This is a genomic window from Tenacibaculum aquimarinum (assembly GCF_022478115.1).
In the GTDB taxonomy this organism is placed as follows: domain Bacteria; phylum Bacteroidota; class Bacteroidia; order Flavobacteriales; family Flavobacteriaceae; genus Polaribacter; species Polaribacter aquimarinum_A.
The window spans coordinates 77046-98057 of record NZ_JAKGSC010000002.1 but is presented as its reverse complement, the minus strand read 5'-3'; the positions used below and the strand labels follow the sequence as shown (position 1 = coordinate 98057).

Sequence of the window (21012 nt, the reverse complement as noted above, 5' to 3'; positions counted from 1 at the left end):
CCCCTAATTTTCTAACAAAACTATATCAAAACCCGAATCTACTGTCACTTTTCCATTATTCACTTCTACTTTTTGCTTCGAATAAAAATCATTTAGTTTTTCTCCGTTTTTAAAAACCGAAGCGACATCAATCACTTTTTTTCCTTTTGGTAAGTTAATCCCAACTACTACTTTATCGTCATTTCTAACCCTAGAAAAAACCAATCCATTTTCATTAGAAATTAAAATATGTTTACCTGCGCCAACAGCCATATGATTTGCTCTAAACTGACCTAATTTTTGCCAATGAATAAGAATATCTTGCTCTTCAGAAAACTCACTCCAATTCATGTTAGAGCGTAAAGTAGCATCGCCAACAGTTTCTTCAATTGTTAAATCTCTTGCAGATTCATCTCCATAATAAACTTGTGCAGTTCCTGGAGTTAAAAACAACATAGTTGCTGTTTTAAATGGCATTTTTCTTTCTTTATCAAAAGGTTGCCCATCATCATGAGAAGTCATGTAATTTAGAATTCCGTATCCTTTTAATTCATTATTTAAAATTGAATCATATTTATAAAACACATCCTTTTCTGCCATTTGTTTTACATTCCATTTCAATTCAAAATTGATTAAACTGTTAAATGCTTTATCGAAATAATTTACTTTTCTATCACCAAAATCAAACGATTTTCCATGAGAAATAGCATAATTATAAACTTCTCCTACTAAATAAAAATTGTTATCATCTAATACTTTATCAGCATTATTCCTCTTGTAATTTGCAAAAGCAACATCACATTCTTGTTTAAATTCTTGCCAAACAAATTCTTCTGTATGCTTAACTGTATCTACTCTGTAACCATCAATTCCGAATTCAGTAATATAATCTGTAAGCCATTTCATAATATAAAAACGAGGCGCTCTTGGATGTCCTGTTCTTTCAAAAAATGCATCTAATTCTTTTATTTCTTGTTTATAACGCCCTTCTGCTTTCCATTTTGCAACCAATTGTGGTGGCAATGCTACAGCATCATTACTTTCTGTTCTAATATCTGGTAAATTCTTAACTAGCGTACAAGAAACTGTATTCTCGTAGTTACTATATTTACATTGCGGATCTGTTCTAACCCAATCACTTGGCCAAACTGCATCTTTTTCTGTTACTGGACCTGTGTGATTAATTACTGCATCTAACAAAACACGAATTCCGTTTTTATGCGCCAAAGCAACCAATTCTTTTAAGTCTTCTTTAGTTCCGTAATTAGGATCAATTTTTGTCCAATCTTTTGTCCAATAACCATGAAAACCATAAGATAAACCTGTTCCTTCATCGGTTCCTCCATGAATTTGCTCTACAATTGGAGTCATCCAGATTGCATTAATTCCAAGTTTTGTAAAATAACCTTCTTTTATTTTTTGAGTAATTCCTTTAATATCTCCACCTTCAAAACCTCTTAACTTTCCTGTTTCTTTGGTTCTATCAAAATTTACATCATTTGAAGTATCTCCATTATTAAACCTATCAGTTAACAAAAAATAAATATTTGCGCCTTCCCAAACGAATTCTTTATTTATAGGTGATTTTAAATCTTTTTTTTCTGATGAATGTTGTTTACAACTAAAAATAGTTGCTAAAAGAAATAGTACAAGTAAATTTTTCATAATGTTATGCTATTATTGAAGTTGAAGAATAAAAGATTCTAAAGGGTTTATAATTACATTTAAAATTCCAACAGAATTACCAACCTCTAAATTGAAAGTTTTAAAATTATATAATTTATCTTTAAGTTGATATGTTCCGTCTTTTAATTTCCATTTATTTATAATTTCTGATGGAATTTGTAATTGAAACTCACCTTTCTTTTCTGCATCAAAATTAGAAATAATTATTAATTTTTCATTTTCTGAATAACGAACAAAAGACAAAAATTTAGTTGTATAATTTGCTGTATTTTGTCTGTTATATTGATGAATATCTTCATATTCTCCCATTAAAGCATCACTTTTAATGGTGAAGTTTAATAGTCGTTTGTAAAAATCTCTTAAAGCGGTTTCTTCTTTGGTAGATTGTCCTCCATCAAAATTCTTATCATTTACCCAACGTTGTAATGATGGTACTCCAACATAATCGAAAATTGAAGTTCTACTTGGAGTTCCAAAACCTGCGTTTTCAGAACCATCTTCACCAAATTCTTGTCCAAAATAAACCATTGTTGGCGCTGTAGAAATTGTGGTAGAAACAACCATTGCTGGTTTTCCTTTTAAAGCATTTCCTGCAAATTCTGGACTTGCAATTCTTTGCTCATCATGATTCTCTAAAAAGTGCAGCATATTATGTTCTATATCTTTTAAATCTTCTTGAATTGGAGGAATATTATCTGTTAATCCATGACCTTGCATTACATGTTTTATGGTATCGTATAACGCAACTTTGTCATACAAATAATCCATTTTCCCTTTTTTAATATAGTCTCTATACATTTTTGGATTGTAGACTTCTGCCAACAAAAAAGCATTCGGATTTTTCATCTTAATAGCAGAATTCATGTAACTCCAGAATTCTACAGGCACCATTTCTCCCATATCATATCTAAAACCATCTACGTTTTTTTCAATCCAATAAAGGGCAATATCTCTAAATTTTACCCAAGAATTTGGCACTTTTTTACCTTGCCAAAACTCGAAGTGTTTTTTATAATCTTCGTTTTCTAATCCTGCTGGCAATTCCTCAAAATCTTTTTTCCCTTCTGGTGATATTCCATAATTTACTTTAACAGTTTCATACCAATCATAAAAACTTGGTTTTGGAGAACGAGAACCATTTCCTGTCCATTTTGCAGGATTCTCATCAAATTTTTGATCAGATAAAGCATTTTTTTCTCCTCCTAAAGGTTTGTAATCATTTAAAAAATCTGGTACTTCAAATGCATTTTCTGGACTGTAATAAAAGTTATTATTTACATCGTAAACAACTGTAGTGTTATCATCTGCACCAAAATCTTTTGTGCCTTTTGGGTTTGATAGACTTTGATAATTTCTAGCAACATGATTGGGTACAATATCAATAATTACTTTTAAACCATTATTATGTGAACGTTCTATTAAAGACTCAAATTCTTCTAATCTGTTTGCAACATTTACAGCTAAATCAGGATTTACATTGTAGTAATCTTTTACTGCATAAGGAGAACCTGCTCTACCTTTTACAACATCTGGATCGTCATTAGAAATGCCAAATTCTGTATAATCACGAATTACATCATGATGTGGAACTCCTGTATACCAAATATGTGTAACTCCTAAATCTTTAATTTCGGTTAATGCTTTGTCTGTAAAGTCATTAAACTTACCAACACCATTTTCTTCAATAGTTCCCCAAGGTTTATTTGTGGTATTAGTATTACCAAACAAACGTGTAAATACTTGATAAACTACAGTTTTTTTCTTGTCACTTATACGCTTCATTTCCTTTTCTGTTCCTTTTTTTGTTGAACAACCAACTACTATTGATAAAATTAAAACAGCTAAAATGCTAAATATTTTTTTCATAATCGATATTTTAATTTAAGGTGATTTTTACGTTTAATTCTTTTTTTGGATTCCATTTTAAAGGAATCTCTATGCTATTATTTTTTGATGATACACTTTTTCTTTTACCATCAATTTTTATCTTTTTAGGAATTGCATTTAGATTGTGGATAATTAAACTAATTTCTTTTTCTGATGATTTCCAATCACTTCCAAATTTAGCCTCAAAATCAATTTCTAAATACTTTTTAGTTATTTCTGCTACAAATTCTAACACTTCATACTTTCCTTTTTCAAAGGCATGTGCAGTCAATCCATCATCATTATAAAACGTTCTTTTAGTTACTTTTTTTGAAGTATCAAAATAATAATGTAATTCGAGTTTATCTGCTTTGTAATTGTCCGTAGTTTGCTCAACATTAGTCATTAAAATAAAAGTTCCATTTCTTACATAAGTCGGAATTGAATTTTCTTTAACAGATACATTTTTAGTAGTTCCTCCTTTAATTTTTTCGTCCGTATAAAAATTTACCCAATTTGCAGTTTTTGGAAAATAAATTTCTTTAGTTTTTACAGAATCTTTTAAAATTGGCGTGATTAAAAAATCTTTTCCCCATAAATAGGTAGTTGAATTTGTCATCAATTTTACATCATCTTCCTCATAGAAAATAGGACGCATTAATGGTGTTCCTTTTTGATTATTTTCGAAAGCTAAATTGTAATTATAAGGCAACATTTTATAACGCAACGCTATAGATTCTTTTGCTAATTGCTTCGCTTTTTCACTTCTAAAAACAGGTTCACTTGGCACTTCTTCTTGTGCATGAGGTCTAAATATTGGTTGAAAAACACCATATTGTAACCAACGATTGTATAAATTATCATCTAAATTATTACCTGCAAAACCACCTAAATCAGAATGCATATAACCCAAACCTTGCATTCCCATTTGTAAAGCAATTTCTGGTTGACTTTGCAAACCTCCCCAAGTTCTGTTTACATCTCCAGACCAAGGAATCATTCCAAAACGTTGCGAGCCTGCTGCTCCTGCTCTCATCAAAATAAAAGGCCTTTCATTTGGGTATTCTTCTTTGTAACCTTCAAAAATTAAACGTGCCCAATCGTGCCCATAAATATTATGAATTTCATCTGCAGAACCTGTTGCATGTTGCACCCAATTTGGGTGTACTTCTGGTTCTCCTAAATCTCCCCAAAGTCCTTTTGCACCAAGATTTAAAATATCTTTATAAATATTCCAAAACCATTTTTTCCCTTCTTTTTTGTAAATATCTACAATACCTGTATTACCAAAATAGAAATCGTATTTAGCAGGATTTCCAATAGAATCTTTAGCCAAAACATCTTTCTCAACAGCTTCATTCCATTTTTTAGAATTCGATAAAATAAAAGGTTCGGTAATTAAAACGGTTTTAACTCCTTTGTTTTTTAAACGAGAAATCATGCCTTTCATATCTGGAAAAGAATCCTTGTAAACCTCTAAATTACCCATAGTTCCTTTTAGCGTTTTACCAAACCAATACAAGTCTAAAATTACTGCATCTACAGGAATTTTTTCCTCTTTAAACTTGTCTATTGTAACTTCTGTTTCTTGTTGAGAATGATAGCCAAATCTACTTGAAAAATTACCAAAAGCCCATCTTGCAGGCAAAGGTTGTTTCCCTGTTAAGTTGGTATAATTTTCAATTAAATTTTGCCAAGAATTACCGGCAATTACTTGGTATGTTTTGTGGCCAGAAATAGTTTCATAGGTTAAAGAATTTTCTTTATTGCTATCTAAATCTAAATATCCAATAGGAGCATTATCAAAATGAAGCATGTATTTTTTTGATGAAATTACAATTGGTAACGTAAAATTCATCAATTCAGAATGCGCTTCATAACCGTAATGTGCTCTGTTATAAAGTGGCAATCTATAACCTCTTCTATTCATTCCTAAAGCTCTAGATCCTGCTCCAAAAAGTACTTCGCCTTTTGATAAATTAAATTGAATTTTCTCTGTTTTATCAGCTATAATATTGTTTTTAACCAAATCTAATGGCTCATGCATCGATTTATAATACCCTCTTTTTTCTGAAATTATTTCTTTATCCTTATAAAAATAGGTGATTTTAAAAGGTTGTTTATTTATTTTTACTGTAATTCCTGCTGATGAAAAAACTAAATTATTTGAATTTTCTTTAAACTTAACCTCATTAAAAACAGTATTTAAAACAACTGCATGAGAATCCTTTTTTAAAACCTCTCCTTTTGGAATAAATGAAGTTTCTATAATTTCTGGTTGATAAAAATGCAATTTATAAGCTCCATCAGAAACTTTAATTTCTAATTGATTTTCTGTAAACTTTACATCTACAAAAGACCTTTCTTTAATAATGTCTTTAAACAACCATAAAATGGTTTCTTCAAAATTTGTACTCCAAAGTTTTTCGTTATGCTTGGCTTCTGCAACTACTTTAGATTTAATATTTTCATTTGAAAAACCATTCTTTTTTAAAATAGCAATTACAGAGTTCATATCTGTAACAGTTTTACTAATTTCATTATAAGCAACATTAGTTCCTTCTTTTCCGCCTGCTAAAAAATACATTTTAGTATCTTTTAGATTCCCATTTTCAATAGAATATTTATTTATTTCTGGTGAGAACCAAAAAGCAGGAGAATACACACCAACTTTACCAAAAACTTTTGGATATTTTAAAGCTGCATAATGAGAAATTAATCCTCCCATTGAGCTACCCATAATTCCTGTGTTTTTTTTATCTGATAAAGTTCTATAATTAGAATCTATATATGGTTTTAAGGTATTTACGACAAAATCTAAATAAGCATCTCCTTTACCTCCACCATATTTTTCATTTTTATATGGCGAGTATTCATTTAAACGTTCAGAACCTCCATGATCTACACCAACTACAATCAGTTTTAAGCCTTTTTCTCTATATAATTTATCTAACGTTTCGTCTACTTTCCATTCTCCATAACCAGAAGTACTTTTATCAAATAAATTTTGGCCATCGTGCATATAAACCACTGCATATTTTTCTTTTGATACTGCATAATCTGTTGGTAAATACAACCAAACTCTACGTTTCGTATTTAATTGAGGAATAACAAAATCTGATTTTAAAATGCTAACATTTTTACTTGCTGTAGATGCGTTTTTTACTTTTTTAAATAAATGAGACCAATTTGCAATTGTAACTTTTAAAGTATCTTTTTCTTTCTTAAAAGTATACGTTCTATTGCCTAAACTCAATCCTTTTTTATCACTTTCTACAGAAGCCCAAGAACCTTGTGTAAACTTAAAATTGATATTTTCTGAAGTTTTTGGTAGCGTAATACTGTATGTATTTCCTGTTTTTTGTAATTGATATTCCTTTTTTCCTCCAGACCAACCTTCAAAATCTCCAGAAATAAAAATTGGTGATTTTTTAGAGGATTCTTTAGGATAATCTTCTACGACAATAGTTACTTGAGCATAAGAACTAAACCCAATAAATAATATTAAAACGTGTAAAATGTTTTTCATTTTTTAAAAAATACTTTTTGTAGTTAAAATAATACTACCTTTTTCTTTTAAGTTGATTTTATCTTCCCAAATAAAGTCTTGGTCAGTAATAATGTTCTTAAGCTTTTTAGCTTTTAAACCAACTTCTTTATATCGTTTTAAATCGATAGTAATTGGTTTGTCATTTTTATTAATTATATGCACAACAGTTTCATCTTCTACACTTCTAAATAAAAAATAAGTACCCATAAATGGTGCAAAATGAATCGTTTTTCCATCATGAATAGCATCACTATTTTTACGATAATTTAAAACTTTACTTATAAAGTTTTGCATTGATTTTTGATTATCAGATAAACCTTTTTGGGTAAATGCATTTATTTTATCATCTTTAAAACCGCCAGGAAAATCGGTTCTAATTAAACCATGATCTCCAGGATTTGCTGTATCATCCATTAAAATTTCTGTTCCGTAATAAATTTGAGGAATCCTTGGTAACATTAACAGATAACTTAATGCCATTTTTGCTTTTGTAACATCTTCATTTAGTGCAGTAAACATTCTATTTTCATCATGATTATCTAAAAAAACCATAATGTCTTTTGGTGTTGCGTAATGAAAATCATTTGCCAAACCTTCGTATAATTTTACCAAACCTTTGTCCCAAGATTCTTCTTCATTAATACCTTCTATAATGGCTTTTTGCATCGGAAAATCCATTGTCGATTTTAAGTTAGAGGCATAACCATCTTTATTTTTGGCGCCTTTTTGCCAATAACCAACTAATAACGGATTGTAACTCCATTCTTCGCCAACAATAGAAAAATTAGGATATTCATTCATAATAGAACCTGCCCAATTTGCCATAAAATCTTTATCTGGATAAGGATATGTATCTTGTCTAATTCCACTTAAACCTAAAGTTTCTATCCACCAAATACTATTCTGAATAATGTATTTTGCCATAAATGGATTACGTTGATTTAAATCTGGCATACTTGAAACAAACCAACCTTCATTATTTCCTTTTCTATCAACTTCTGAAGCGTATAAATCTTGATTTGTAGTTCTTCTATGATTAGAATTAATATTGGTTTTATAGTTCCAATTATCAATATTTTCTTCGTAATTTTTTTGATGATTTACCCAATCTTTAAAAGGTAAATCTTTCATCCACCAATGTTCTAAACCACAATGATTTGCAACTTGATCCATGATTAATTTCATTCCTTTTTGATGCAATTTATCTGCTAAATTTTTATAATCAGTCATTGTTCCAAAACGAGGATCTACTTGATAATAATCTGTAATAGCATAACCATGATAAGAACCATTATACATGTTATTTGTTAATATTGGCGTTGGCCAAACTGTTGTAAATCCTAAATCTGAAATATAATCTATATGATTAATAATTCCTTGTAAATCGCCTCCATGACGTTTGTAGCCATCTTTTCTATCTATGGTGGTTTCCTTTAATTTTTTGTTGATGTCATTATTTTCATCAGCATTCGAAAATCTATCTGGTGTAATTAAATAAATGGCATCTGTACTGTTAAAACCTACATAATTATCTGCTTGTTTTTCTCTAGATTTAAGTTCGTACGTATGTGTTTTTTTTGTTCCATCATCAAAATTAAAAGTGATGTCAAATTTTCCTGGTTTTGTAGTTTTATCAATATTTAAATCGATAAATAAGTAGTTTTTACTTCTTGCAGTGTTTACTTTTACAATAGAAACTCCTGCATAAGAAATTGATGGTTTAGAGTTGCCAATATTGTTTTCTTTAACTAATAATTGAAGTGAAGTATCTTTAAAATTTACCCACCAATTGGTTGGTTCTACTCTATCTAAACTTGTATTAGAAATTGAAACCACAGAAACATTTTTTTTACTTTCTGCATTGTTACACGAAAATAAAGCTATGATAATTACTACTAAAAAAATGTTTCTGATAGGCTTCATTAATCTCTTGTTTTAAACTATTAATAAATTATTTGGTGAAACAGTTACAGTTTCTCCATTTACTAAAATATTGATTTCGTTATTTCCTTCTAACTCAAATTTTGCACCATTTTGATTTACATTTACTGTAATAACCTGATGTCTAAAATTAACTTTAAACGAGTAAGAATTCCATCCTTTAGGTATTTTGGGTGAAAAAGAAAGTGTATTATTTATAATTCTCATTCCTCCAAAACCTTCTACAATACTCATCCAAGTTCCTGCCATAGATGTAATGTGCAAACCTTCTTCTACTTCGTGATTATAATCATCTAAATCTAAACGAGAAGTTCTTAAATAGAATTCGTAAGCTTGCTCCATTCTGCCTAATTTTGCTGCCTGAATACTATGAACACAAGGAGAAAGTGAACTTTCGTGCACCGTAAATGGTTCGTAAAAATCGAAATGGCGCTCTAGTTCTTCAGTAGAAAAATCATTTTCAAACATATAAAAACCTTGTAAAGTATCGGCTTGTTTTATGTAAGGAGAACGTAAAATTCTGTCCCAACTCCATTTTTGATTAATTGGTCTTTGACTGTTATCTAAATCTTTAACTGTAATTAATTCTTTGTCTAAAAAACCATCTTGCTGTAAGAAAACATTGTGCTTTTCTGAATATGGAAAGTACATATTGTCAGCAACATTTTTCATTGCTTTTAATTCTTCATCAGAGAAATTTACTTTTTCTTTTATTCTGATGTAATCTGAAATATGATCTGTTTTTACAATATCAATATTCTCTAAAGCATAATTTATACACCATTTTGCAATGTAATTTGTGTACCAATTATTGTTGATGTTATTCTCATATTCATTTGGACCAGTAACTCCCAAAATCATAAACTTCTCTTTATCTGAAGAAAAAGTTGCTCTTTGTTGCCAAAAACGTGCTATACCAATTAAAACCTCTAATCCTTTTTCTGGAATGTAAGAATAATCTTCTGTAAACCTGTAATAGTTAAAAATTGCAAAAGCAATAGCTCCATTTCTATGAATTTCTTCGAAGGTAATTTCCCATTCATTATGGCATTCTTCACCATTCATAGTAACCATTGGATACAAAGCAGCACCGTTTGTAAAACCAAGTTTTGCTGCATTTTCAATCGCTTTTTCTAGATGTTCATATCTATATTCTAGCAAAGTTCTAGCAACAGATTGATCTTTGGTTGCCATATAAAAAGGAATACAATATGCTTCTGTATCCCAATATGTACTTCCTCCATATTTTTCACCTGTAAAACCTTTAGGACCAATATTTAAACTAGCATCTGTACCTAAATAGGTTTGGTTTAATTGAAAAATATTAAAACGAATTCCTTGTTGCGCTTTTACATCACCTTTTATAGTAATGTCAGACATTTTCCAAATCTTCGCCCAAGATTGTATTTGCATTTCTAATAAGGCATCAAATCCAAAACTAACGGCTTTGTCTAATGCTTCTTTTGCTGCAGTAATTAATTCGTTTTTATTGTGATTTCTATCAACCACATAACCACCAAATTTATGGATAGTATATGTTTGATTTTCTTTAATTTCTTGTTGATAGTTACAAGATGTAAAATTAGAAGTTTGCTCATTATTACAATCTGTAATAACCTCATCTTTATCTATAAATAAACGAGATTCCATAAAAGTACACGTGTAAAAATGTGTTTTCATGGTTCTGGCCTCAATAAACGATTGTTGGTTGTTTTGAGAAACATTTAAAACATCCCAAAATTGGTCATCCCAATTGGTGTCTTCATTGGTAATACCTGCATCTAAATAAGGAATATAAATTATTTTTGCATCAGAATTAAGAGGAGTTACATTATAACTTATTGCGCCAACCTCATCTAATTCTAAACTTAAAAAACGTTTAGTATCCACTTTAATTTTTACATTATTTTGTAAAACTGCTTCAAAACTTCTAGACAACCAACCTTCTTGCATGTTCAGTTCTCTTTTAAATTTTGAAACTTCTTTACATGTATGTAAATCTAGCTTTTCATCATTAATTAAAACGTTAATTCCTATCCAATTTGGTGCATTTAAAACTTTTGCAAAATACTCTGGATATCCGTTTTTCCACCAACCAACTCTAGTTTTATCAGGGTAATAAACACCTGCAATATAACTTCCTTGAAAAGTTGGTCCTGTATATGTTTCTTCGAAATTTGCTCTTTGTCCCATAGCACCATTACCAATGCTAAATAAGCTTTCTGAAGATTTTACTTTTTCTGAATTAAAGCCTTCTTCTATGATAGACCATTCATTAGGTTTTATATAATCTTGATTCATTTTTTTTTCTTTTAAGAGAAAAGAATAGAGACTTAAGAATAAAAAAACTAGTGCCTTCTCTTTTCTTATTTCTATCTTCTCGTTTCTTACTTTTCTATTAAACTTTTAATAAAATTGGTACTGATTTCTGTAAAATCAGTAAAAATAAGTTGCGCTTCTGCAAGCACATTTTTATCTCCAATACCAATACTCATCATTTTTGCTGCATTTGCAGCTTGCACACCAGCTACAGCATCTTCAAATACCACACAATTTTCTGGTATAACATTTAATTGTTTTGCTGCTAACAGAAAAACTTCTGGATCTGGTTTTGCTTTGGTAACATTATTACCATCTACAATGGCATCAAAATAATGTAACAAACCAACTTTTTCTAAAATAGGTTGTGCATTTTTACTTGCAGATCCTAAAGCAATTGGAATGTTATTTTCTTGTAAAAATTCTAAAACTCTTGGCACATCAGGCAAAATTTCTGATGCATCCATATTTTCTATATACTTTAAATAGTCCACATTTTTTTCAACCATCCAAGTATCAAACTCTTCTTGTGTTGCTTCTCTGTTTCCTATTTCTAACAAAATCTCTAAACAGCGTTTTCTACTAACACCTTTAAATAATTCGTTTTGTTCTTTTGTAAAATCGAAACCTAATTGGTTTGCTAAATTTTTCCACGCTAAATAATGATATTTGGCAGTGTCTACGATTACACCATCCAAATCGAATATAAATCCTCTTTTCATTTAATTTTAAATCTATTCTTGATAACTAATTGCATTTTTATTGGTAATAAGTAAATTGCATAAGCCTGCAATAACCAAACTAATTCCTGCAACTGTCATTGCATTTATAGCCTCTTCGCCCAATAAACTCGATATGTAATTAATGCCTCCTAATGCTGCAATAATTTGTGGAATAACAATAAACATGTTAAAAATCCCCATAATTACTCCCATTTTCTTTGGATCTACTGAACTAGATAACATTGCATATGGCATTGATAAAATACTTCCCCAAGCAAAACCTATTAATACAAAACAGTATTTTAAAGTTTCAGGTGAAGCAGAATTCATTAATAGAAAACCTATACCTCCAAGAATTAAAGAAAATAAGTGTACATATTTTCTATTTATGTTTCTTTTAGATGTGTATAATGTTAATAATAAAGCGAAAACCATTGAAGACAGACCATAAATTCCCATTGCAGAACCTACTGAGTTAGAGGACTCTTGAAATTTTGTGTTAGCAATGTTAAAAGCATCTGCTTGTGTAGTATCTGCCATATTATAAGCAGCTTCTATTGGCGCAGGTGTATGGAAAACATGTTCTGTTAAAGCTGGGTTTGCCATAGACCACATTGTAAAAAATGCAAACCATGAGAAAAATTGAATTATGCCCAATTTTTTCATTGTTGTTGGCATACTTCCAATATTGTTTATGATATCTGGAAGGAAATTGTTCTTCTTAGCTTTTTCTAGTTTAAACTCTTCCATATCTTCTGGCGGATATTCATCTGTAGTAAAAACAGTATAAAGTATACTTGCTAAAAATACAAAAGCTCCAATTGCAAATGCAACTTTTACAGACATTGGTACAACTCCTGATGCAGCTTCATTACTAACACCAAATTGAGAAACCATCCAAGGTAAATTACTTGCAATCCAGGTTCCTATACCTATAATTAATGTTTGTACAACAAAACCATAAGATCTTTGAGATTCTGGTAGTTTATCTGCTACCAAAGCTCTAAAAGGCTCCATAGATATGTTTATAGACGCATCTAAAATCCATAGAAAACCAGCTGCAACCCATAATGCAGGAGAATGAGGAATAAAAAATAGAGCTAAGGAACTTAAAACTGCACCTATTAAAAAGTAAGGTCTTCTTCTACCCCATTTTACACTCCAAGTTCTATCACTCATATAACCAATAATTGGTTGTACAAGTAAACCTGTTAAGGGTGCTGCAATCCAAAGCATAGGAATTTCTTCCTTGCCTGCTCCTAAAGTTTGAAAAATTCTTGACATAAATCCACCTTGTAAGGCGAATCCAAATTGTATTCCTAGAAATCCGAAACTCATGTTCCAAATTTGCCAGAAGCTTAATTTACGCTTTTCCATTATCGAATATTATTAATGAATATTACGATAAGTTTTTATGACTTATCAAATTACTGTTTTGTGGAATGTAATTTATTGATAAATCTTAATATGACAACAAAGATATGTATATATTGTGAAAATGATAAAAAAACCATCAATTTTTTACGACGACGGTTTCGTAAACTTAAAAAAATCTACGACGACGGTTTCGTAGATTCTCTTAATTTTAAATCACTGGAAATAACAATTTTTTTAGGACTATAAATTTCTGATTCTTTTTCTATTCTTTCTATTAAAAGTTCTACTGCTTGATTACCCATAGTAAAACCATGTTGTGCTATTGTAGTAATAGATGGTGATGAATATTCTGAGATTAAACCATCTGTAAAACCAATGATAGAAATATCTTCAGGCACTTTTAGCCCTTTTTCTTTTGCTAACCTCATAGCATTAGCAGCGTAAATTTCATTTACAGCAAATACACCATCAATATCTTCCTTAAAAACTTTTTCTATCTGTTCTTTAATATCTTGCTTTTCATCAATCTCAACAATTAGATTTTTATCATTTTTAATATACGCTTCTATTAAAGCTTTTGCATAACCTTGTCTTCTTAAAGCACCAACGTTTACATGGTTAGGCGTTGTTATTAAAGCTATTTTTTTTCTACCATTATTTAACAAATGTTTTGTAGCTTTATAACCAGCACCTACATCGTCTAACACCACTTTATCACATAAAATATCATCTACAACTCTATCAAGTAAGACTAATGGAAATTCCTCAGAAACCAAACCTTTAAAATGATTAAAATCTTTGTTTTCTAGAGTTTCACTTGCTATAGAAACAATTAAACCATCTACACTTCCGTTTGATAAAACTTTCAGAGTTTCCACCTCTTTTTTGTACGATTCATTAGAAAAACAAACAATAATATTATAACCTTTCTTATTGGCTCCATCCTCAATACCCATAATTACTGTAGAGAAAAAATGATGTACTATTTTTGGTAAAATAACACCAATTACTTTTGTCTTTTGGGTACGTAATTGAAGTGCCAAACTATTAGGTTTGTAGTTATAAAGGTTTGCGTAAGCTTGAATTTTATCTTTAGTTTCCCTACTAATTTCATGGCTATCTTTTAAAGCCTTAGATACTGTAGAAGTTGAAACACCTAATTCTTTAGCAATTGTTTTTATGGTGATTTTTTGCTTCATTTTTTATTAAAATGATAAATATTAAAGTTAAATATTGTTAATCTGATGATAATTTTACACAAAAAAGTTATTAACACGAAACCGTTTTCGTTGATTTTATCTTATTGTAAATATCACTCTTATATATATATTTACAAATGTGGAATGTAAATTTATTGTAAAATCTAAAATCAAATTTACAGATATTATTTAACAAATTATACATGAAAAAATTTAAATTATTGTTAATTGGAATTCTTTTAACTACATCATTTAACATGTTTGCACAAGAAACAGTTAGAGGTGTTGTAAAAGAAAAAACATCTGGTGATCCTTTACCTGGTGTTAATGTTATTGTAAAAGGTACAATTAAAGGTACTGAAACCGACTTTGATGGAAACTTCTCTATAAGTAATGTAAATACAGGTAATGTTCTTGTATTTAAATCACTTGGGTATGCAGATAAGGAAGTTACAATTGGTACTAACTTTAACTTATCAGTAACATTAGATGAAACTGCTGAAACATTAGATGAAATTGTTGTTATCGGTTATGGTAGCGTTAAAAAAGAAGATTTAACAGGTACTACAGACTTGTTAATTAGCAAAGACTTTAACAAAGGGCCTATTGTATCAGCTCAATCACTAATTAGTGGTAAAGTTGCGGGTGTAAATGTTATTGCCGGTTCTGGTGCCCCAGGAGATGGACAAACTATTAATATACGTGGTACAGGTTCTTTATCTTTAACAAGCCAACCTTTATACGTAATAGATGGTATTCCATTAGATAACGGAGGTGTTGGTGGAACAAGAAATCCATTAAACTTTATTAATCCTAGTGATATTGAAACATTTGTGGTTTTAAAAGATGCTTCATCTACTGCTATTTATGGTTCTAGAGCTGCAAATGGTGTTATTTTAATTACTACTAAAAAAGGTAAAGACAATGAGTTTAAATATAACATTAGCTCTCAAACTACAGTATATACTCTAAGAGACAAAGTAGACGTTTTGTCTTCAGATCAATTTAGAAATTTAATAAATACAATTGGTTCTCCTACCCAAACTGCATTATTAGGAAATGCTAATACAGATTGGCAAGATGAAATTTATGCCCCTGCATTTGGTCAAGATCATACCTTTAGTGCTTTAGGAAGCCTTTATGGAGTACCAATGAGAGCTTCATTAGGTTATTCTGAACATGAAGGTATTTTAAAGGGAGATAATTTACAACGTACTACAGGTTCTATAAATTTATCACCTAGCTTTTTAGACAAACATTTAAAAATAGACTTAAATGTAAAAGGGATGTATACAGAAAATACATTTGCAGATAGAGGTGCAATTGGTAATGCTGTTTCATTTGATCCAACACAATCTGTTTACGACACTAATTCTCAATATGGCGGTTATTTTGCTTGGTTAGATGCTGGTACTGGAAACCAAAATAACCTTGCTCCTACAAACCCATTAGCTTTATTAAATTTAATAGATGATACTGCAGAAGTAAGACGTCTTGTTACCAATGCTAAAATAGATTATAAAATACATGGTTTAGAAGATTTAACTGCAACTGTTAATTTAGGTTACGATACGTCTAATAGCCATGGTAGAAAAGTTACTTCTGAATTTATACCAACCTCAGATGCTACTTTTAATGGTTCTAATACAAGATTTACTCAAGAATCATTTAATAAAGTTTTTGATGCATATTTAACATACAACAAAACATTTAACGACGCGCATAACTTAACCATTGCTGCAGGACATTCATATCAATCTTTTGAATATGATAATTATAATTTTGACAGTGAAGCTCAAGAGGATGGTAATACTTTTGAATTTGTAGATAAATCTAAAAACGTATTATTATCTTACTTTGGACGAGCTAATTACGACTATAAAGGTAAATATTACCTTACTGCCACAGTTAGAGCAGATGCTTCTTCTAAATTAAATCCAAACGATCGTTGGGGAATTTTCCCATCATTTGCTGCAGCTTGGTCTATTCATAAAGAAGATTTTATGGAAGATGCTTTCTTTAACGAATTAAAATTAAGAGTTGGTTATGGAGAAGTTGGTAACATTAATGGTTTAGGAGATTATCAATTTCTAACAAGATATAATGGTAGTACGGATACTGCTAACTACCAATTTGGAAGTGCTTTTTACCAAACATATAGACCAGAACCAATTAATAAAGATCTACGTTGGGAAGTTGGTAGAACTTTTAACGTAGGATTAGATTTTGCTTTTCTTGATAGAAGAATTACGGGTTCTGTAAATGCATACCTAAAAGAAACTAATGATCTTATTGCAAGTTCTTTGGTAGATCCATTTACAAACTTTGGTAATAGAATTAACGCAAATATTGGTAATATGGAAAACAGAGGTTTAGAATTCAACTTAAACACAACTCCTATTAAAACAGAAGATTTAGAATGGTCAGTAGACTATAATATATCTTTTAATGATAATAAAATTACTAAATTATCTGTAGATCAACCACAAGGAGGAATTTCTACAGGTGTTGGTAACAATGTACAAGTACATAGAGAAGGAGAAACTGCAAATAGCTTTTATGTTTTTCAACAAGTGTATGATGCAACAGGTAAACCAATAGAAGGAGTTTTTGTTGACAGAAATAATGATAGCATAATAAATGATGATGATAAATACATAAACGAAGATCCTTTTGCTGACATTTTAATGGGTTTAAATTCTAGTGTTAGCTACAAAGATTGGGATTTATCAATACAAACAAGAGCAAGTTTCGGAAATTATATGTACAATGATGTTGCTGCTAATAAAGGTATTGAAGTAAATGCTACTAATAATAATATTTTATCTAACCTACATTCCGACTATTACGATAGTGGTTTTAAAATCATAAGTGACAAAACAGCTTTAAGTGATCATTTTGTACAAGACGCATCATTCTTTAAAATAGACAATATAACACTTGGCTATACTTTAGATAAAATGGAAAACACAACATTTCGTTTTTACGGATCTTTACAAAATGTGTTAATAATAACTGATTATGATGGTCTAGATCCAGAAATAAATTTAGGTATCGATAATAATTTTTACCCAAGACCTAGATCTTTTGTTTTAGGCGTAAATGTTAACTTTTAATAAAAAGAAAAATGAAACAAAAATTTAAATATTTAATTGTAATCATGATATTATCTTTAGGAGTTATATCATGTCACGAAGATTTAGATCAATCACCAATTGATCCAGATAGTTTTACCGAAGAAGATGTGTTTTCTAATATTACAGAAGCACAAGGAGCACTTGCAAAACTGTATGCAAGTTTAGCTTTAACAGGACAACAAGGGCCTGCTGGTCAAGCAGATATCTCAGATATCGATGAAGGTTTTTCTCAATATTCTAGAATGTTATTTAACTTAAATGAATTAACAACAGATCACGCAGTTGTTGGTTGGGGAGATGCAGGTTTACCAGATTTACATGGTATGTACTGGTCTGGAAGTAATGATTTTTCCGAAGCAATGTATTATAGATTAGCACAAGAAGTATCTTTTTGTAATTCTTTTATAGACAACGCAGCAGGATTAACAGATCCAGAAGTTGAAAGCTTTATTGCTGAAGCTCGTTTTTTAAGAGCCTTTGCTTACTATAACTTAATGGATTTATATGGAGGTGTACCTTTAGTTACTTCAGTAACTACAGAATTACCTTCACAAGCTAGTAGAAATGATATATTCAATTTTATTGAAACTGAATTGTTAGAAATTCAAGACCTCTTAAAACCAAGTGGTGCTAATGAATATGGTAGAGTAGATAAAGTTGCATCTTGGGCATTATTATCTAAATTATATTTAAATGCCGAAGTTTTTACAGGTACAGCAAGATACACAGAAGCTGTTACTTTTTCTAACAATGTAATGACTTCTAGTTATTCTATAAACACAACAGATGCTAACGGAAATGGTACTGCATATGATGAGCTATTTTTAGCAGATAATAATACTAATGGTGCACAAAATGAATTTATTTTTACATTAAATTTTGATGGCCTTAGGTCTCAAACTTTTGGTGGTTCTACATTTTTAGTACACGCAGCTATTGGTGGTAATATGAATGCTACCGAATTTGGAGTTAATGGTGGCTGGGGAGGCTTAAGAACTACAAAAAATTTAGTAAATAAATTTAACGCAGATGTTTCAGAACTTAATAATAGTTTAGGAACAATCTCTAAATGGGGATTAGTAGGTGATGCTACTTTAAACTTGTGGAATGGTCCAGATATGGAAATGTATGAAACAGGTAGTAACACATACGCTATCTATGCAGATTTAACTCAAGGAGAAATGAAATTTAGATTTGATGAAGACTGGGGTAATAATTATGGTGATGACAATAATGATGGCTCAATTGAAGCAGGAGGCTCTAACATTCCTATTACAGAAGCCGGAACTTATTTTATAACTTTAGATTTAAATACTCTAACATACACGATAACAACTTTTAAAGGTGACACTAGAGGTATGTTTCATAAAGATGGACAAACCCTAGAAATAGAAGAGATACCTTCTTTTGAAAACGGTTATGCAGTAACTAAATTTAAAAATGTAGACTCTAACGGAAACCAAGGATCTGATGCTGCTGGAGATTTTGTAGATACAGATTTAGCATTAATTAGATTAGCAGAAATTTACTTAAACTACGCAGAAGCAACACTTAGAGGTGGCGGCGGAGATTTAGGTTTAGCGGTAACTAAAATTAATGAATTAAGACAAAGAGCATTTGGTAATACTAGCGGTAACATAAATAGTGGCGATTTAACTTTAGATTTTGTTTTAGACGAAAGATCTCGTGAATTATATTGGGAAGGACAAAGAAGATCAGATTTAATAAGATATAATTATTTTACAACTAGTAATTATTTATGGCCTTTTAAAGGAGATTCTAAAGACGGTGTTGGTGTTGAAGATTATAGAAATCTGTTTCCTCTACCAAATAACATCATAACAACAAATCCTAATTTAACTCAAAATCCAGGATACTAATATATAAAGACATGAAAAAAATAATAAATTCATTATTCGCTATAATTTTGGTATCAATTGGTTTTACCAGTTGTGAAGATCTTAGTGATAGAATAATAATAAACTCAGATGTTGAAGCAACAACAGAACTTATAATTCAGCAAACTTCACCAATTGTACTTTTAGAAGCAAACGAAGAAGAAATTGCATTAAATACAAATTGGGCAGAACCAGATTTTGGTTTCAATGCTGCACCTAACTATAAATTACTAATAGATTTAGCTACAGGTGATTTTAGCAATGCTAAAATAATAGATGCTGGTGATAACTTAGAAAAATCTTTTAACACACTAGAATTAAATGCAATTGCATTAGGTTTAGGTGCTGAAGCAGATGTAGCATCAGATTTAAAAATAAAACTACAAGGTTTTGTTGGCGGTCAGTTACTTATTAACACAGATGCAAAAACAATTAACATAACAACATATTCTAGCATCTTAGATTTATCTACAAGATGGGGAATTGTTGGTTCTGCTGCAAATGATTGGGGAGCAACTCCAGACTTACCTTTTTACACAACAAGTACTGCAGGTGTTTTAGTTGCTTACGTTAATTTAATAGATGGTGAAATTAAGTTTAGAGAAGATAGCCTTTGGACAAATAATTATGGAGATACAGGAGTAGACGGAACTTTAGATGCAGGTGGTGATAATATTGCTGTTAGTGCAGGTTCTTATAAAATTACAATGAACCTAACAACATTAACGTACAGTATTGAAAATTTTTCTTTAGGTATTGTTGGTTCTGCCTATAATAATTGGGGAGCAACTCCAGATTTTGCCCTTACTTACGATTCTTATTCAGATCAATTTAGAGGAATAGTAAAACTAGAAGATGGTGAAATGAAGTTTAGAATGAATAATGATTGGGGTACAGCTTATGGAGAAGGTTCACCTGGATTTTTAGATACTTCTGGCGGTAATATAGCTACAACTTCAGGTAGATATATAGTTACTGTTAACTTAAATGATTTATCATATTCTTTAAAATCAATAGATAATATTTGGGGGCTTGTTGGTTCTGCTTATAACAATTGGGGAGCAACTCCAGATGCAATATTTAGTAGAGATTGGTCTCAGCCAAATGATGATATCTGGATATTAAACAATGTTACTCTTTTAGACGGAGAATATAAATTTAGATCTAATGAAGCTTGGGCTCTTAGCTATGGAGACAATGGTGCAGACGGAACTTTAGAAACAGATGGAGGAAATATACCAGCAACAGCAGGAACTTACTCATTTGTGCTAGATTTTTCTGATCCAGCAAACCCAACTTATACAATAAACTAATTATTTAATTAAAAACTCAAAGGCT

11 protein-coding genes are annotated in these 21012 nt (G+C 30.3%); 3 read left to right on the top strand and 8 right to left on the bottom strand.

What is annotated here, in order from left to right:
- Positions 1–3: 3 nt before the first annotated feature.
- From L1S33_RS06390 to L1S33_RS06350, 8 genes are all read right to left on the bottom strand, one after another.
- Positions 4–1644: an alpha-amylase family glycosyl hydrolase gene (locus L1S33_RS06390; RefSeq protein ID WP_240561713.1), complete on the bottom strand. Its 1641-nt coding sequence runs from the start codon at positions 1642–1644 to the stop codon at positions 4–6.
- A gap of 12 nt (positions 1645–1656) precedes the next feature.
- A complete protein-coding gene (locus tag L1S33_RS06385) occupies positions 1657–3531 on the bottom strand; it encodes an alpha-amylase family protein (protein WP_240561712.1) in 1875 nt (624 codons plus the stop codon).
- A 10-nt stretch (positions 3532–3541) separates the two neighbouring features.
- Positions 3542–7060 carry a TIM-barrel domain-containing protein gene (locus L1S33_RS06380; protein WP_317208773.1) on the bottom strand — a complete coding sequence of 1173 codons (3519 nt, stop codon included), beginning with the start codon at positions 7058–7060 and terminating at the stop codon, positions 3542–3544.
- Positions 7061–7063: 3 nt separating this feature from the next.
- Entirely contained in the window at positions 7064–9004 is a 1941-nt protein-coding gene (locus L1S33_RS06370; protein ID WP_240561711.1) for a glycoside hydrolase family 13 protein, read from the bottom strand.
- A gap of 12 nt (positions 9005–9016) precedes the next feature.
- Positions 9017–11323, bottom strand: a complete 2307-nt coding sequence (locus tag L1S33_RS06365; protein WP_240561710.1) for a glycoside hydrolase family 65 protein — start codon at positions 11321–11323, stop codon at positions 9017–9019.
- 86 nt (positions 11324–11409) lie between these two features.
- Entirely contained in the window at positions 11410–12063 is a 654-nt protein-coding gene (gene pgmB, locus L1S33_RS06360; RefSeq protein ID WP_240561709.1) for a beta-phosphoglucomutase, read from the bottom strand.
- A 12-nt stretch (positions 12064–12075) separates the two neighbouring features.
- The gene (locus tag L1S33_RS06355) at positions 12076–13440 is read right to left on the bottom strand and encodes an MFS transporter (RefSeq protein ID WP_240552180.1); all 1365 of its coding nucleotides are present in this window, start codon (positions 13438–13440) and stop codon (positions 12076–12078) included.
- Between the two features lie 176 nt (positions 13441–13616).
- Positions 13617–14639 (bottom strand): LacI family DNA-binding transcriptional regulator, encoded by a 1023-nt coding sequence (locus tag L1S33_RS06350; RefSeq protein WP_240561708.1) that lies wholly within the window; start codon positions 14637–14639, stop codon positions 13617–13619.
- Between the two features lie 203 nt (positions 14640–14842).
- Between L1S33_RS06350 and L1S33_RS06345 the strand changes: the two genes are divergently transcribed.
- The 3 genes from L1S33_RS06345 to L1S33_RS06335 are packed head-to-tail and all read left to right on the top strand — an operon-like array spanning position 14843 to position 20987.
- Positions 14843–17755: a SusC/RagA family TonB-linked outer membrane protein gene (locus L1S33_RS06345; RefSeq protein ID WP_240561707.1), complete on the top strand. Its 2913-nt coding sequence runs from the start codon at positions 14843–14845 to the stop codon at positions 17753–17755.
- Positions 17756–17766: 11 nt separating this feature from the next.
- On the top strand, positions 17767–19656 hold the full coding sequence (locus tag L1S33_RS06340) for a RagB/SusD family nutrient uptake outer membrane protein (protein WP_240561706.1): 1890 nt from the start codon (positions 17767–17769) through the stop codon (positions 19654–19656).
- Positions 19657–19667: 11 nt separating this feature from the next.
- Positions 19668–20987: a SusE domain-containing protein gene (locus L1S33_RS06335; RefSeq protein ID WP_240561705.1), complete on the top strand. Its 1320-nt coding sequence runs from the start codon at positions 19668–19670 to the stop codon at positions 20985–20987.
- The last annotated feature ends 25 nt before the right edge of the window (positions 20988–21012 follow it).

Coding starts and splice junctions, on each gene's coding strand:
- L1S33_RS06390 (WP_240561713.1), bottom strand. CDS start 1,644: ATGAAAAATTTACTTGTACTATTTCTTTTAGCAACTATTTTTAGTTGT.
- L1S33_RS06385 (WP_240561712.1), bottom strand. CDS start 3,531: ATGAAAAAAATATTTAGCATTTTAGCTGTTTTAATTTTATCAATAGTA.
- L1S33_RS06380 (WP_317208773.1), bottom strand. CDS start 7,060: ATGAAAAACATTTTACACGTTTTAATATTATTTATTGGGTTTAGTTCT.
- L1S33_RS06370 (WP_240561711.1), bottom strand. CDS start 9,004: ATGAAGCCTATCAGAAACATTTTTTTAGTAGTAATTATCATAGCTTTA.
- L1S33_RS06365 (WP_240561710.1), bottom strand. CDS start 11,323: ATGAATCAAGATTATATAAAACCTAATGAATGGTCTATCATAGAAGAA.
- pgmB (WP_240561709.1), bottom strand. CDS start 12,063: ATGAAAAGAGGATTTATATTCGATTTGGATGGTGTAATCGTAGACACT.
- L1S33_RS06355 (WP_240552180.1), bottom strand. CDS start 13,440: ATGGAAAAGCGTAAATTAAGCTTCTGGCAAATTTGGAACATGAGTTTC.
- L1S33_RS06350 (WP_240561708.1), bottom strand. CDS start 14,639: ATGAAGCAAAAAATCACCATAAAAACAATTGCTAAAGAATTAGGTGTT.
- L1S33_RS06345 (WP_240561707.1), top strand. CDS start 14,843: ATGAAAAAATTTAAATTATTGTTAATTGGAATTCTTTTAACTACATCA.
- L1S33_RS06340 (WP_240561706.1), top strand. CDS start 17,767: ATGAAACAAAAATTTAAATATTTAATTGTAATCATGATATTATCTTTA.
- L1S33_RS06335 (WP_240561705.1), top strand. CDS start 19,668: ATGAAAAAAATAATAAATTCATTATTCGCTATAATTTTGGTATCAATT.